Annotated in this window: 12 protein-coding genes; 4 read left to right on the forward strand and 8 right to left on the reverse strand. The window is 61.7% G+C overall.

Annotated elements, in window-relative coordinates; translation table 11 throughout:
- The 3 genes from NKI16_RS29530 to NKI16_RS29540 all read right to left on the reverse strand — a co-directional run.
- On the reverse strand, positions 1-811 hold an 811-nt coding region (locus NKI16_RS29530; RefSeq protein WP_502897636.1), incomplete at its 3' end, for a tyrosine-type recombinase/integrase.
- Between the two features lie 2 nt (positions 812-813).
- Positions 814-1200, reverse strand: a complete 387-nt coding sequence (locus NKI16_RS29535; protein ID WP_023804175.1) for a type II toxin-antitoxin system VapC family toxin — start codon at positions 1198-1200, stop codon at positions 814-816.
- On the reverse strand, positions 1200-1457 hold the full coding sequence (locus tag NKI16_RS29540) for a type II toxin-antitoxin system VapB family antitoxin (protein ID WP_023804176.1): 258 nt from the start codon (positions 1455-1457) through the stop codon (positions 1200-1202). The genes NKI16_RS29535 and NKI16_RS29540 overlap by 1 nt, the downstream gene beginning before the upstream one ends.
- Positions 1458-1626: 169 nt before the next feature.
- Between NKI16_RS29540 and NKI16_RS29545 the strand changes: the two genes are divergently transcribed.
- Positions 1627-2583, forward strand: coding sequence for a DUF1403 family protein (locus tag NKI16_RS29545; RefSeq protein WP_352924144.1), 957 nt, complete (start codon positions 1627-1629; stop codon positions 2581-2583).
- A gap of 56 nt (positions 2584-2639) precedes the next feature.
- Positions 2640-3293, forward strand: a complete 654-nt coding sequence (gene scpB, locus NKI16_RS29550) for an SMC-Scp complex subunit ScpB (RefSeq protein ID WP_352924146.1) — start codon at positions 2640-2642, stop codon at positions 3291-3293.
- A 137-nt stretch (positions 3294-3430) separates the two neighbouring features.
- Here the strand turns inward: scpB and NKI16_RS29555 are convergent, their stop codons facing one another.
- Together NKI16_RS29555 and NKI16_RS29560 are read right to left on the reverse strand one after the other, a co-directional pair.
- Positions 3431-4069 (reverse strand): DUF2026 family protein, encoded by a 639-nt coding sequence (locus tag NKI16_RS29555; RefSeq protein ID WP_352924148.1) that lies wholly within the window; start codon positions 4067-4069, stop codon positions 3431-3433.
- Positions 4070-4136: 67 nt separating this feature from the next.
- Positions 4137-5543 carry a hypothetical protein gene (locus NKI16_RS29560; RefSeq protein ID WP_352924150.1) on the reverse strand — a complete coding sequence of 469 codons (1407 nt, stop codon included), beginning with the start codon at positions 5541-5543 and terminating at the stop codon, positions 4137-4139.
- Positions 5544-6148: 605 nt separating this feature from the next.
- Here NKI16_RS29560 and NKI16_RS29565 point away from each other — a divergent pair.
- Positions 6149-7738 carry a hypothetical protein gene (locus NKI16_RS29565; RefSeq protein WP_352924152.1) on the forward strand — a complete coding sequence of 530 codons (1590 nt, stop codon included), beginning with the start codon at positions 6149-6151 and terminating at the stop codon, positions 7736-7738.
- A 265-nt stretch (positions 7739-8003) separates the two neighbouring features.
- Entirely contained in the window at positions 8004-8903 is a 900-nt protein-coding gene (locus NKI16_RS29570) for a hypothetical protein (protein WP_352924154.1), read from the forward strand.
- A gap of 180 nt (positions 8904-9083) precedes the next feature.
- Here NKI16_RS29570 and NKI16_RS29575 read toward each other — a convergent pair whose 3' ends face one another.
- From NKI16_RS29575 to NKI16_RS29585, 3 genes are all read right to left on the reverse strand, one after another.
- Positions 9084-9875 (reverse strand): AbiJ-NTD4 domain-containing protein, encoded by a 792-nt coding sequence (locus NKI16_RS29575; RefSeq protein ID WP_352924156.1) that lies wholly within the window; start codon positions 9873-9875, stop codon positions 9084-9086.
- Between the two features lie 108 nt (positions 9876-9983).
- Complete coding sequence (locus tag NKI16_RS29580; protein ID WP_352924158.1) at positions 9984-12527, reverse strand: S8 family peptidase; 2544 nt, start codon at positions 12525-12527, stop codon at positions 9984-9986.
- A gap of 52 nt (positions 12528-12579) precedes the next feature.
- Positions 12580-13590 carry an AAA family ATPase gene (locus NKI16_RS29585; protein ID WP_352924160.1) on the reverse strand — a complete coding sequence of 337 codons (1011 nt, stop codon included), beginning with the start codon at positions 13588-13590 and terminating at the stop codon, positions 12580-12582.
- Between the last annotated feature and the right edge of the window lie 175 nt (positions 13591-13765).

Here is a 13765-nt window from a genome sequence, read left to right on the forward strand (position 1 = left end):
AATCGGAACACCGGCCGGAATGAAATCGGAATGACTGGCCGGCTTCAAATCGGAATCGATGGCCGGCTTCATCGGAATACGCAGTCACCAGCACGCCCTTGTCAGGAAAAAACTCAATCCAGCCCGAAGAATCCTCGGTCTGGTCGCGACCAATGTCGAGCCCGACGATTTCGGATCGGCGAAGGCCGCCGGCAAAACCCAGAAGCAGCATGGCGCGGTCGCGCAGACCACGCAGCGTGCCGCGGTCGAGGGTCTCGAGCATGGCGATCAGATCCTCGGGCAGGATCGCTTCCTTCTGCCGGGGAGGGGAGGCGTGGGTGTTGCGGATGCCGGCCATGACCGTTGCGATGTGGCGGTCCTTGCGGTCCAGCGGTTCGCCTCGCTGCGAAAAGTTCCAGGACAGTGACGAAAGGCGACGCTCGATCGTCGCCACAGAGTTTGGTTTTTTCTCCCCTGTTACCTTTCCGGACGCGCAGGCGGTGATGTAGAGCCCGACGGTCTGCGGATCAGGTGGGAGCACTTCCAGACCCTGCCGGCGCGCCCAGGCGCAAAAATGCTTCCAGTCGGCGGCGTAGGCGCGCCGTGTATTGGCCGAGCTGGCCGCCTTGACATAGTCGCGGGCGTGGCCGGCAAGCTCTTCCAGATGGCCGGGAAGGCTACCATGTCCCCGTGAGTGCATAGGCGGCAGGGGAGGGGAGGGGGATTTTTCGCCCTCCTGTGGATGCTGTCCCATTTCCATCACGACATCGATGATGTCGGGAAGATCGTCCCCTCGGGGCGCTGCAGTTGATCCCGCACCGTCGCCAGCCATCGTTATGCTGCCTCGATATCCGTCTGGGAAAAGTCATTGCCGATAAAGAGCAAGGGCTCATCCGCCCGTTTGGCCAACGCGTAGGAAAGGCAATCGGCAAAATTCAGGGCGGCCGGGTGGCGGCCTTTGCCGTAGGTGAGCCAAGCCTGCGTTGCCACATCGACGAGATCGGCATCCACGGCGATGATGTCGGCCTCGATCTTGCGCAACCAAAGATCGATCTCGGCCAACGCATGCTCACCGCGCCGGCTGACCAGCACCATGCGCGCCTCGAGCACACAGGTTGCAGGGACCAGGCGGATTTGGTTGGTGACGAGCGCCTTCTCAAGCCTCAAGGCTTCTGGTTCGTTGCGCAGGATCGCGACGATGGCGGAGGTGTCGATCACCATCAGTTCGGAATGCCGTGCTCGTCATAGCCGACGATCTCTTCGTCACTGCGATGATCGAGTTCCGGCAATCGCGCCACTCTTTCCCGGATCGCCCGCAACTCGCCGAGCAGGCGCTCCTGGGCCACGTCACCGTAACCCATTCGATGCAAGCGCTCGCTCAGGGCCTGATGAATGGCTGCCGTCTTGCTGATGCCCTGGCGGTGCGCGAGTTCGTCGGCGAGAGCGACGGTGGCCGGGTTTTTGATATTCAGGGACACGAGAGGCTCCGAATTTCTACCTTTTTGGCAATTTCTACCTAATCTTTTGATTTCTGTCAATTAGGAACGATAATGTTGCCTTATCGTTCGTTATGTGCGCACGACAGCCTGTGCGTTTTGGTGCAAAGTTTGTCGCAAAAAGCGCACGGCTGCTTTACCCTCCACAATCATGATTCGCCTCGACCCCGCCGCCGCCATTCCCGTTCTCGAGCCGGTCGTCCCGGCCTGGGCGCTGGCCAACGGCGCTGTCGTCACCGACGCCGGCGCCGCCTTCTGTGCCGGCGCCGCCTTGAGCGCGCTCGAGACGCTCGCGCGCACGCAAGCCGGCTGGGCCGGCGCCTGGCGCCAGCGGCTGGCGCTGAAATGCGCTGCCGCCAGCATGCGGCTCGCCGGGCGCTCGGAGGACGAGGCCGCCTTGCGCGACGCCTGGCATCTGCGCGAGGCCGGAGCCGATCCGGGCCCCGCCGGCGCCACCTTTGGCGCCTGGCGGCAGTTGGCCCGGCAGCCGCCCGCCGCCAGCGCCGATCAGCTCGAAAAGATCGTCGACCAGCTGGGTCTCCATTGGGACGTCGAGGCGCTGGCCGCGGTTTGTGAACACATCGACAACCTGGCGCGCTCGGGGCGGCCGGCGCCGTTCGCCGCGGCGGCAATCGCCGCTCGCGTCGTCGCCATGCAGTCCGACTCCGAGCTTTTTGCCTGGTGGCTCGCCGACCTGGTGCTAGCGCAAAACCTGCGCTGGCCGCGCCCGCTGCCGCTGCTGATGGCACACGCTTTTGGCCCGGCGTTTCGGTCCAAGCCTGGCGGCGGCAAGCGGATCCGGCCAGGCGCAAAAGGGTTTGAGCGGGCAGTGTGCCTGGCGCTGGCGCAAGCCGCGGCGGACGCCTGCCGGTTGGCCGCCGAGCTGTCGCGGCGCGCGGAGCGGCTCATCGCCGTCGCACCGAAGCTCAGGGCAAAGGGGGCGGGCGATGTGATCCAAAGACTGCTCGACGACGACGCCCTCTCCGGATCGCTGACGACCAAAAGCCTGTCGCGGTTTGCGGCGCGGCGCCTGTTCGAGCGGCTGCAACAGCTCGAGGCCGTGCGCGAGCTCACCGGCCGCGCTTCGTTCCGGATTTTTGGGCTGTAGTGATGGCTGAGACCGCGAGAGCCGAACGCCCGCGAGACAAGAGGGATGTCCAGCGAATGCTGGTCGACACCGAGCTCGAACATCTGCCGCCGGAACTGCGCTGGCGCGAGTGGATGGGCCGCGTCGAAGCGGTTGTCTTTGCGGCCAGTGAACCAGTGCCGCGCGAGGTGCTGGCGCGGGTCGTCGGCAAGAACTGCAATCTTGAGCTGATCATCGACGACATCCGCGCCGAGCTCGCCGGCCGCCCCTATGAGCTGGTCTCGGTCGCCGGCGGCTGGCAGCACCGGACCAGAAAGGTTTTTGGCGATGCCATTCACGCAGCCTTCGGCACGGCAGCGGGCGAGCGGGCAAAAGAACTGCCGCAGGCGGAGGCGCTTGTCTTGATGTGCATTGCCTACTTCCAGCCGATCACCCGTGGCGAGCTCTCCAGCTTTTTCGGCAAGGAGGTGTCGCGCGACCTGATCGGCATGCTGCGCGCGCAGGATCTTATCGCTTCGGGTCCGCGCTCGCCGCAACCTGGCGCGCCCTATACTTATGTGACGACGAAAACTTTCTTGTCGCAGTTCGGGCTCGACATGCTGCGCCAGCTGCCGGATTTCGAGGCGCTTGAGGATGCTGGATTGCTGTCGAAGGAGAAGTTGCTGGCTGGCGATATACTGCCCGAGCTTTCCTCCAATCATCGAACCACCGACCTCGAGTTCGAGGACTAGCTGCCGCAGTCGCGCAGCAGCCGCTGGCCGTTGCGCATGTTAGCGGCACATGTTCGCAACTGCGGTCCCCGAGCCTTGTCCGCAGTCCCGGGACAGTGGACAAGCGGGGGGATCCCTTCGATCCGACACCGCGCCGATTACCAAGAGCTGGTGGCGATCGTCGGGGCAAGTGACAGCCGGGTTACACGGCCTTTCTCGTCTCGCATCGCAAAGGTCGGCATCTGTTTCGCGCGCCGTTTTCCGTACCAGGCCATCGCAACTTTGATCAGATCCTCGTTGAACCTCTTGGCGAGAAAACCGTCGAGCAAGTTGTCCGTCAGAGCCAAATCCGGATAATAACGGAAATCGCCGGTGTGCACCAAGGCATTGAGGTCGGGAGCTTCTTCATCCAGGCGCCGTTGCATCATCTTGCGAGGCAGGTCGGCTGATTTCGGGTGGTCAGCAAACGCCTCTCGATAGATCGGTGCCATGAAGTCGATAATATGAGTGTCGGTCTGAAGCCACACGTGGAATGCATCGTGCCCGGACACCAGCTGCCCATCCTCCAATTTCCCGAAGGTGGCAACCTCGCCGCCGGCGTCACCCAAGCAAAAGCAGAACGCACCGCCCACAATCTGCGCTCTGATTTTATAGCACTGGTTGAGAACATAGCCGCCGACGGCTGCAAAGAAGAGACATGCTCTCCCGGCGGTCGCGTCTGGTACGCCCTGAAGCACGCCATGGGTCACCTGATAGATCCGGTTGTATTCGCTAGGCGGGAGAAGGAACTTACCCATGAAACCTCAGGTTTTCTCGGGGAGCAAAAATCACACTGATGGCAAGATCGATGTCGTCACCCGGTGTCTAGTCGACTTCGAAATGGACACGATCCTCGGCTATTAGATCTTGCAGCGCTGGTGCCGGCCTATTCGCGTTCGTGATTAGAGTTTGCGACCATAAGATCGACGTCTCATAGACCGATCTGCATAACCATTCACCGTTTTCCTCGAACCAGTGTTGCGCTTCAGGTAGTAAATCGAAGGAGACTGGATGGCGCGCGAAGGGGTTATGAAAAACTTCGATCTCGGCCGTCCACGGCTCATAGCCGTGCGGCCAGTGCCCTCGATACTCATCGCCGGTGATGTCGAGGCAGAACGGTATGCCCCGCAGGGCGCCGGGCGTACGGTCAAAGAAATGTCCCAGCCTTGTGTACCGATAACCCTCAGGCGCGCCGCCACTGGAGATCGCGACCCGATTGAGCTTCGAGATCGAGCAGGCATTGGAGAAGATGACAGCCGACAGTTCGGTGTGGCGATCGTTGGCGAACAGGCCCGCCGGGAATTGTGTCGGCCCGAGCAGGTACTCAGCCGGCATTGGCACAGCTTGTTGTCGACCGTCTACCTCGGCCACAGTTGCGCCCGATCCTTGCAGATAGCCAATCAAGCCTTCGCGGCTCCACATCATTGAACCGGATGCATGAAAATCTGCGACTGCCAGCATGAACGGTTTTCCAATGACATGAGGAAGCTGATCGTATCGTCGTTCAAGCTTATTTCCGATCGTTTTGGCGAATCGTAGTGCGGCCGTGCCGAAGAATATCTCTTCGCGTTCAGTGGGCACATCCGCGAAGGGCGCGTTGACGTGATTGTATGGCACCTGTGGATTAGCGGTGACGGCCTCGACCCAGGCCTCGTTGCCAAGGCGATTCGCAATATGGAAATCCGGGGATTCAAACGGCTGTTCGACAAGCAGGCCTTGCTCGCGAAATGACGCGAGAAGGTGCGCTTCCCATAGGCGCGTGTGAAAATTGGTAGTCTGGCAGTCACTAGCCCAGTTGCGGTCAGGCTTCGGCATGGCGAGATAAAGCTGGTTCAACGCCCACCCGGCAGGCCGTCGCGCCGTTGTGGCAAGCAATCGAAACACCTCGCTTGGCTGCCGTCCGGCCAGATCGAATAGCGGCGGACGGCGGATGGCTCCAGCCGGCATTGGCTCAGGCGGCTGACCTTCAACGAGAAAGGGCTCCAAAGCGTCACGCGCGGCGTCGATATTTGCGAAGCCGCTTTCCTGTCGAGTGACGGTCCAGACCGAGTCCACCCGCCGTCGCATGAGAATGGTATTGAACGCGTCGGCGGTAGCGTCGTGTGTGACGATACCGCAGCTGCGACCGTCCGAACCGTCCCAGGCCGCGACCGGCGGTTCGGCACCGAAGTCGTGGCCGCGCGGGAGCGACAAGGCGTAAAAGTCAAACTCCCATTGCGGAACTTTGCGCATCCATTCTCCATTTTCGCCGCTATCTGCTTTCGGCTAATGGCCTGCTTCAGATAGGCTGCCAGATTAAGGTTAGATTTCAGCGCCGGATTGCAATCCGAGTGATCAACCGCGTAGTGGGCCATATCGGCGCGGTTCACCACGGGTGCGCCCGCCAGTTCGAAGCTGTCCGCCCAGAGCGACCTCGTGCTTTCGCGACCGCTTGTTCGACGGAGGCGACTAAAGCGGTGCTGAAAGCTATGCTACAGGCCGCGCCGGCCCACCGTGTGCCTGCCTGTTTCGAGCTAGCAGCCATTACATGATGGCGGGTACTATCCGGCAATGTCGATTCATCAGGGCCATGACGACCCGGAAATCCGTCGCCAGTATGGCGATGACAGTGCGCGCCTCGTTTACGGCTGGGATTCTGAAAAGGAAAAGCTTTTCCACATCGCAGAGGCACGTCGGGGCCTTGCCTGCGGCTTGATCTGCCCGCACTGCAAGGGGGTCCTGGTCGCCCACCCAAGGACGACCTGAAGGCGGCGCACTTCGCCCATCATGGGCCTGCATGCGGAGGCGGTCCGGAAACTGCGCTGCATATCCTTTGCAAGGAAATCATCCGGGATGAGTTGCGACTCACCATTCCCCGGGAGTTCGCTGCACACGGCAGCTACGAACGGCTGATCAGCGAAGCGCGCGAAATCGTCTTCGAACATGTAACGCTCGAATTCCGCGATCATGTCGAGGTGATACCAGACCTCAGTCTCCAGGTTGACGATCTGGATCTCTTCGTCGAGATCGCCGTGACCCACCCTTGCGGAGAGGAGAAGATTGCTCGCCTGAAGCGACTGGGAACGGCCGCCGTCGAGATCGATATGTCCTCCGTGCCCCGAAATGCGCCACGCGACGATGTGCGGATGGCCGTCGTCTCGATCGCGCCACGCGACTGGCTATTCAACGCGAAAATCGAGAGTGCGCTCGAGGACATGCGGCTGCGCGAACGACGAGACGTCGATGCCGCGGCCAAGCGGCTGGCATCAAGTGCCAGGCGCAAGATCGAGGCTTATGGCCGTGTTCGCCAGGACGCCAACGAGCAAAAGCTGCGAATCAAGGACCTCGCCGCGCTGCGTGCTCTGGGATTGCGCGAACATCTCGGAATCCGGATCGGAGGAAGTGGTTGCTTCACGGTCCGGTCCGAGACCTGGCGATCGATTGTCCTCGCGACAATTCTGCGGCCAAGGCTCTATCAGCATCGCTTCCTCGCTACAGACCATATTGTCTCCCGCCTTCTCGAAGAGGGATACGTCCACAGCGACTTCGTCCAGCTGACAAAAGACCTTGCCGATACGATGCGCAAGCTTGACCGTGAGTTCCTCACACCCTGGGAGGCCGTGCATCGATATCTCCAGGCTTTGACCACGGCAGGCCTGGCTGAACAACAGCAGCTCTCTTTCGCGCTGAAGACCGGCCTGGCTGAACGGTGGCGCGATTGGGAAGTAACCGAGCAGAGGAAAAACGAGCGACAGAATAGCATCTCGAACCTTGTGTCCCGCATCCTGGACCTAATTCCAGACGAAGATCGCGCATTGATGACGGTCGATTCCTGGTGGCAGATGACCGAAACGGAAAGCGGAAGGCCGCGCAGGGAGACAATCGAAACCGACACCACGATTGATAGCGATCTGGAAAGGCTCCTCGAAGTCTTGGACCTGCGAAGCAGCGCATCGCCGCGCAATCTGCACGGACTACCTGCTGAACGCGCCGTGAGGGAGGCGACATCCTTAAGGGCCGCGAACGAGGCGAAGGCCAAAGCAAAACGTGCGGCAGACGACGCGGATGGTCGCTGGCAATCGCTGATCAGGCTCGGTGAACAGGCCTTGGATGACCAGGATCGCGCCGATTTCTTTCGTACACCGCTTGCCGATCAGAGTGGGATTCTTCCGCTCGACCTCGCCGAGACAAACTATACCGGCCTCGGGCTGGCTGAAGAGGCCTTGAGGAGGTTTGCGCAGACGCGACGTTTGGAACGCGTCGCCGCAGAGTGGCGATCGAAGCTGGAGGACGAGGCCAGGAAACTCTTTGGAGATGGCGCCGCACGTGTCGTGAGGCAAACGGTGGATGGCAAGCTCGATGGGCGCCCGCCGCTGATCTATTGCCGGAATGAAAGTACCTTTCGGACTGCGCTCGGCGTTTTGCAATGGATTGCGCAAACGCGATGAGCTGGTTCCATCGACCCCAGCCGAACTCGTAGGCTTCACAGTAACCGGCCTCGGACGTGGATCGGGCCGGACTGGCGTCCTGTCGCCGTCCTCTTAACTTACAGCCATTCGGTGACTAAATGACGGGGCAGATCATGAACAGGGGGACACCATAGACACGAGCGATGATGCCAACGAGGGCGAAATTCCATCAACGCTCCCAGCTATTTCTGTGAGTGTCCACGGGATCCAAAATCACTACGGCGCTGAGTGCCTCGGTCAGGGAATGATCGCGCTTGTCCGCGAGATCGGGCGCTCTATTGACATCAGTACGCTCGACGGCATCACGATCGCCGTCGACTACGATAGCGCGTTGCGTGAGCTCGATCGCGGCATCGAAGGTTTGCGCCCGGAGGAACGCACCAATGATGAGGGGTTGATCGGCGTTGGCAAAGCGGTCGTGGTCAAGCGTGGAGGAGAGATCAAAACCCATATCGTGTTATTGGCCGATCCCGTCTGTGTTCTGGCTCTCGCCGAGGACGAGCGCAATATGGAGGACTTCCGGGTAGCCCTCGCCATCGTCGCGCATGAATGCGCGCATGTGGAAGAGAATGCCGCCCGAGAACGACAATTTCCTGGCATCCTGCTCGACCAGACGCCTGCGGGGTACGTCCGCCTCCTCGAGCGCCAATTCGCCGAAGCCTTCTGGTGTGAATACTCCGTTTGTCGCATCTCGGCGCTTCTCGCGCGGAACGAAGAAAAGCGCTTCCGAGAGAACCTGACTTCCCGCCTGAACGATGCGCGTACGCATGCCCGTGAAGCCATCCACTCATACCGGACCCATGGAGATGTCGAGCGCGTTTTGCAGGAAGTGGGCGGAGCGGCTCTGGAGCCGCTACGCATGGCGTCATACCTGTTCGGCCATCTCGATGGCATTTCCGACGAAGAATGTGACGTTGCCGCCGAATTGCAGGCCGCCGATCCTATCTTCGTAGCCGCGATCGGGGGACTCGTATCCCAAATGCGCCTGCTGTGGAACCGACGCGACGCGTGGGAAACCCATGACGATATGTTGGTGCTCGGCCGGACTGCGTTCGCCCTCATCCGAGTCTGTGGCGTGCATGCAATAGCTCAACCGGATGGCAGAGCGTATATCAGCGTCCCATTCACTGCCGACACCATGTAGCGACTTCGCTCGTCCGCGATGGCGGGACCGAACTGCGGCGTTCCCCTTACAGGAAGTGGCGGGCAGGGCGCGTTATCGTGCCTTGGGGATCGTTTAGGTCGGCGGTGTGTCTCGACCAGACGTCGAAATCGATAGGCTATGTCGCTGTTTCCGCTGCTGGGAATAGGATTTGGCGAGCGTTCAGCGAACCTGCTGCGTTCGATGGACCAGGAAGATCGAAACAGCGCACGCGACGCTGACGACCAGCTCTGCCTCGTCATCGCCGAGTTGCTGTCCCTCCCGAATATGTCTTGCCCTGTCCGAGGCAAAGCCCCAGAGCTTTTCGACGGCCTCGTCGAGCGGACGAGGAAGGGCGAGGCGTGGCACCAAGCGGCCGAGCGTCAACCCCGGTTCATTGGCGATGTCGCGTGCAACGCTTTCCAGCGCCGCAATGGAATGCTGGATAGCGCCTGTCCTGTCGGGCTTTGGCCGGCGGGAGATGTCGCGCAAAGCCTCGCGGATTTCGGTGGCGGCATTAGTGCGTCCGGTCGCTGTTAGCGCCTCGACGGCGTTGACGGTCGTGGCGGTAAAGGGGGCGCTGCCGCGAAACACGATGCCCTCGTCGTCCTTCAACTCCCAGCCGATCCCCTTCTCGCGGAAAAATCTGTTCAGCTCGTCGCGAAACTGATCCGCTTGCTGATAGTGGAGGCTGCGATGAAGGCGTTCGGCGATGTCATAAACCTTGAACCATTCGCAATCCTCGAGCAGCCCCCGAACCTCATCCCAGATGTTCGGGTATTCGGACCAGTTGTTGCGGTCGGGCGCTACAAATAGCACCGTGCAAACCACATCTCGAATGCGGCTCGGCCCCATTCCTGCGTTAACGGCGATCTGCGCGATGGCAAAGCGCAGGTCATCGGGCGCGTCTTCCCGGATGGTGATCTCCGGTTCGACCGGCTTGAAGCCGTAGCGGTCTGAAAAATTCTGCGACATGGCTGAAACTATACGATCGAGGCAAGGGTGAGAGCGTCCCGGCACCGGAACATTGCATGTGTCCACGTAGCGCAAAACTCGGTTGGCGTCTCGGCGCGATTTTGAAGGTCACCCGATGGAGATTTCGAGTTCCTTCACCTCCACGAGAGCTGCAACCTCCGAATAGAGGTCGACCGCCTGGCCCGATGCAGAGATCGAAATGGCCAGCGAATAGCGCGCCTTGTCCTTTACCCGTTTCTGACCGGTATGCGACTTCCACCAGCCTCCAACGGGGTAGACGGCAATGGCGTCATGACTGGCAAGCTCGATCGCACGGCCACGCCACAGATCGCAGTGTAGCGATCCCGCCTGGATGGCCTTTGGGCCGAGCAGCCAGCAGCTTGCTTCCGCGCCCGTTTCGGACCCGTCTTTTTCTTGGCTGGCGGAGATGCGGCTTTTGAACCGCGCATTCGTCTCGGTGCGTTTCTTCATGTCGAAGCGGAGCCCGAAGGAGCGGTAGGTGTCCGGCCGGGTCGCGGCCTTGCCGGTGAGATTCGGCTCGATGAAATAGGAGAGCGTCACCTTCATGACAACGATCTCGTTTTCGATCTGCTCCAGTGCCGCTTTCGGCCAGGGAAGATCGTAGAAGTGCATCTCGTTGAAGACACCGCTCCGCCTGTCGGCACTGAGTGCGAAAGGCTGGATCTCGGATTCGGCGACGAGAGTGACGTCATTGCTTGCCGAGAGGATCGCACGCCCGACATCGGGCACGCCGTAGCCGAACTCGCGCAAGAGCTGCTGCTTTTCGGCCTTCGCCCCGCCCTTCCAATGCGCCCCGCGCCCGATGAATCGCTTGCGGATCGGCAGTGGCCATTGCGCCGAGTCGACCGCCAGCGCGCGGTGCGTCTCCGGCCAGCGGTCAGGCAGAGCTGCGTGCAGGGTACCCATGAAGTTGCCGGCCATCCCGACAGCCGCACTCGTCGCCCAGAACGGAACAAGCGGGTTCCCGATCACGTCCGATCCGGGCGCGAGCAGCGAGACAGACGGCCCCCATGCGCAGAATCCGGAGACGTCGGAGAGCATATTGCCTGCCTCGAACAGCACCTCCGGCTTGATCGGCATCAGATCATCGGGAAGTGATTGTGATCCGCGGCTAAACGGGCTGCGATGGTTTGCCGGAACGACGGCCTCGAGCACCGGCGGCGGCACAGGTGACTGCTCCTTGCGAGTGAAGCCGCCTATCGTGAGCGCGTTCCAGCTCTGGGCCGGGTCTTCGAGCGGGCGCAGCGGCACCACATTGACCATCATCCCGCCCGACACATTGCCCGTTGCTACAAGCACGAGCCGCTTCGGGCTTTTCGATGCCGGCATGTCGTCGGCCGCGTCACCGGGCATTGAACCGGCAGCAACCTGATCAAGCGCTCCGCTCCATGTCGAGGGGCGGCCCGGCGGGAAATCGGTCGCGGTGGCGGCGAGACAGAAGCTGCGGGGGACATTGGGACGCCCGGCTTCGACAAGGGCGACGGCTCCTTGCGTCACAACGCCGTAGCTTGGCGGCTTCGTTGGCGGAAAGCCGTGCGGCGGGAGAAGTTTCATTGACTCGGCAATATGGGTGAGCGCGACAGGCTGGTTGCCGTTCATCAACGACTCCAGATCGCCATAGAGGACGAGACCCGCCAGCGGCGTTCCATGCCCGCCGTCTGGATGATGATCGTCCGTTCCCCAAGCGTCGTCATAGGCCCAAGCGCCGGCAAGACCCGGCGCGATCAGCGGATGAGCAGCGCTAACGCCAGTATCGAGAACGCATACGGCAGGCGCGTCGCCCGCAGGCGGCGTCACGCGGCCGGCAAGCTCGGCCACCCAGTCATGCTGTCCCAACCCGGTCTCGCCGCGTTCGAGGAACGGCTCGATCGTGCCGGTCGCCTTCCTGATTTCGGTGAGCGCGCCAGGCACTCTCGCTGCGAAGGCGGTGAGCGCTGCGGCTGCGGCATGGACGAACAGAACTGTCGTGTCGGGAAAGACCAACCGGTCGGCATACACGTCGAGATTGGCACCGCGCGCCAATTCTGCGAGGCGGTCAGCGATTGCCGAGGGCTGGCGGACCCAAAGTTCCCACCACACAGTCTCGGGGGCGGCAAGATCAACGTCGCCAATGAAGAGCGAAAGGCTCTCCGTGGTGCGCACGGCCTCGACCGGCTCGAACTTTTCGACGTCCGAACGTCTCTGGTTGCCGGGATCGCGCCCATAGCCCTCGATCCGGCCGCGCAGAAAGGCGCGCGCATCGTCCGGTACGAACAACAGCGCGCTTTCGGTGCGATCGTCGTTTCGCTCAGAGCGGAGCACGACAACATCCTGGGTCGGGAACTCCAGCGTCGCCGGCACCTTGACGGCCTTGACGCGCGATACTTGCGCTGGCGCAACCGTCGTGACCTCGACGATCGCGCCGCGTTTGAGCCCCTGGATGGGCAGGCGCGTATCCGCACCCGGCGCCGGCAACGCACCGAGCGCCACGGCCAGTTGGTCCAGCAGTGTGGCGGCGTGGGTAGCGTAGTCGTCCCGCAGCGGCTTGCGCTCCTGCTTGCGCGACGGGAAGGTGTAGGCTGCCGTCTCCTTGAAGGCATTAATAGAGATGTGCGTGCGGTTCCGCCCACCGTAGTCGTCAGGCTCCGCCATATAACCCTACCTGAATGTGAGAGGCTGCGTTCCGTCCGATCAGCAGGAGCTCCTATCGGCCGGTCGGCTGGCGGAACTTCCCCTTGAGTGTCTGGCGGTTGTGCAGGGCGTCGCGCAGGGCCTCAGCCGACACTTTCGTTGCGCCTTCGAGAATGGCGTCCTTCACGACCGCGTCAGCCGCGCGCACAAGCTCGCCCTGACTCAACCCGTTGAGCGCGGGCGCAAGCTCCGACCAGGACTTGGGGCCAATCTTGAACCTTCCGAGGCGGCGTTCGACGATTGCACGTGCTGCCCTTATATCGGGCAACGCGTATTCGATCACCTCATCAAACCGTCGCGCCAGCGCCTCGTCGAGGATCTCGACATGATTCGTCGCCGCCAAGACGAGGCTGTCCGTCGAGTTCGGCTCCTCCATGAAAGCCAACACAGAATTGAGCACTCGCCGGATCTCGCCGACATCGTTTGGCTCGCCACGCCGGGCGCCGATAGCGTCGAACTCATCGAGCAGATAGACGCCGCGCGTCTGAGCGATCTGGTCAAACAGCAGCCGCATCTTGCCAGCCGTCTCGCCGAAAAAGCGGCTGAACAGCGCCTCCAGCCGCACCGTGAACAGGGGAAGCCGCAGCTCGCCGGCGAGCGCTGAAGCCGTCATCGTCTTGCCCGTTCCCGGTGGACCGACGAGCAGCACGTGCGTCGTCGGCGTTTGCCCATGTTCGCGAAGCGTCGCGCGTTCCTGGTGCTGCCGAACGATGCGTCCCAGGCGCGCACGAACATCGTCGGCAAGTACCATGCTCGCCAGCGTAATCTTCGGATAAGTACTCTCGACGAGTCCCTGAAGCTCGCCCCGCGGCCGCGCCAACGGAATCGGTGTCTGGCCTCCGGCGGGTCTGCCGGATCGCTGCTGATCGCGAGCCTTCTGCACGAGGCGTTTCAGCTTATCGGCCTGTTCGGCATTCCCCTGCCGGGCTTCCTGGGCCGCGACCTGAAGTACGATAGAGAGGAACTGGTCCTCGTCCCCCTCGATATGGGAATTCAGGAGCGCGAGAAGGTGTTTGGTCGACATACTCGCCTCCTTTCTTCGATTGGGCTGGACTCAACATGACTGCCGCCGCCTAAAATGGGGTAAAGGCGAACAAAACACTAACGGAACAAGGCGAAAAGCGCCAGAGTCGCCGCGATAGAAGTCTGGGAAATCGACTGCGACCAGCGTCGATGGTTGCTGACGCGCTGGTTTGTGC

It is taken from the genome of Mesorhizobium sp. M0698 (assembly GCF_040320455.1).
In the GTDB taxonomy this organism is placed as follows: Bacteria; Pseudomonadota; Alphaproteobacteria; order Rhizobiales; family Rhizobiaceae; genus Mesorhizobium.

What these genes read in the sequence shown, in the direction of transcription:
- NKI16_RS29555 (WP_352924148.1), bottom strand. Translation starts at nt 4,069, where the DNA reads ATGGGTAAGTTCCTTCTCCCGCCTAGCGAATACAACCGGATCTATCAG.
- scpB (WP_352924146.1), top strand. Translation starts at nt 2,640, where the DNA reads ATGCTGGTCGACACCGAGCTCGAACATCTGCCGCCGGAACTGCGCTGG.
- NKI16_RS29545 (WP_352924144.1), top strand. Translation starts at nt 1,627, where the DNA reads ATGATTCGCCTCGACCCCGCCGCCGCCATTCCCGTTCTCGAGCCGGTC.
- NKI16_RS29575 (WP_352924156.1), bottom strand. Translation starts at nt 9,875, where the DNA reads ATGTCGCAGAATTTTTCAGACCGCTACGGCTTCAAGCCGGTCGAACCG.
- NKI16_RS29585 (WP_352924160.1), bottom strand. Translation starts at nt 13,590, where the DNA reads ATGTCGACCAAACACCTTCTCGCGCTCCTGAATTCCCATATCGAGGGG.
- NKI16_RS29535 (WP_023804175.1), bottom strand. Translation starts at nt 1,200, where the DNA reads ATGGTGATCGACACCTCCGCCATCGTCGCGATCCTGCGCAACGAACCA.
- NKI16_RS29560 (WP_352924150.1), bottom strand. Translation starts at nt 5,543, where the DNA reads ATGCGCAAAGTTCCGCAATGGGAGTTTGACTTTTACGCCTTGTCGCTC.
- NKI16_RS29580 (WP_352924158.1), bottom strand. Translation starts at nt 12,527, where the DNA reads ATGGCGGAGCCTGACGACTACGGTGGGCGGAACCGCACGCACATCTCT.
- NKI16_RS29570 (WP_352924154.1), top strand. Translation starts at nt 8,004, where the DNA reads ATGATCGCGCTTGTCCGCGAGATCGGGCGCTCTATTGACATCAGTACG.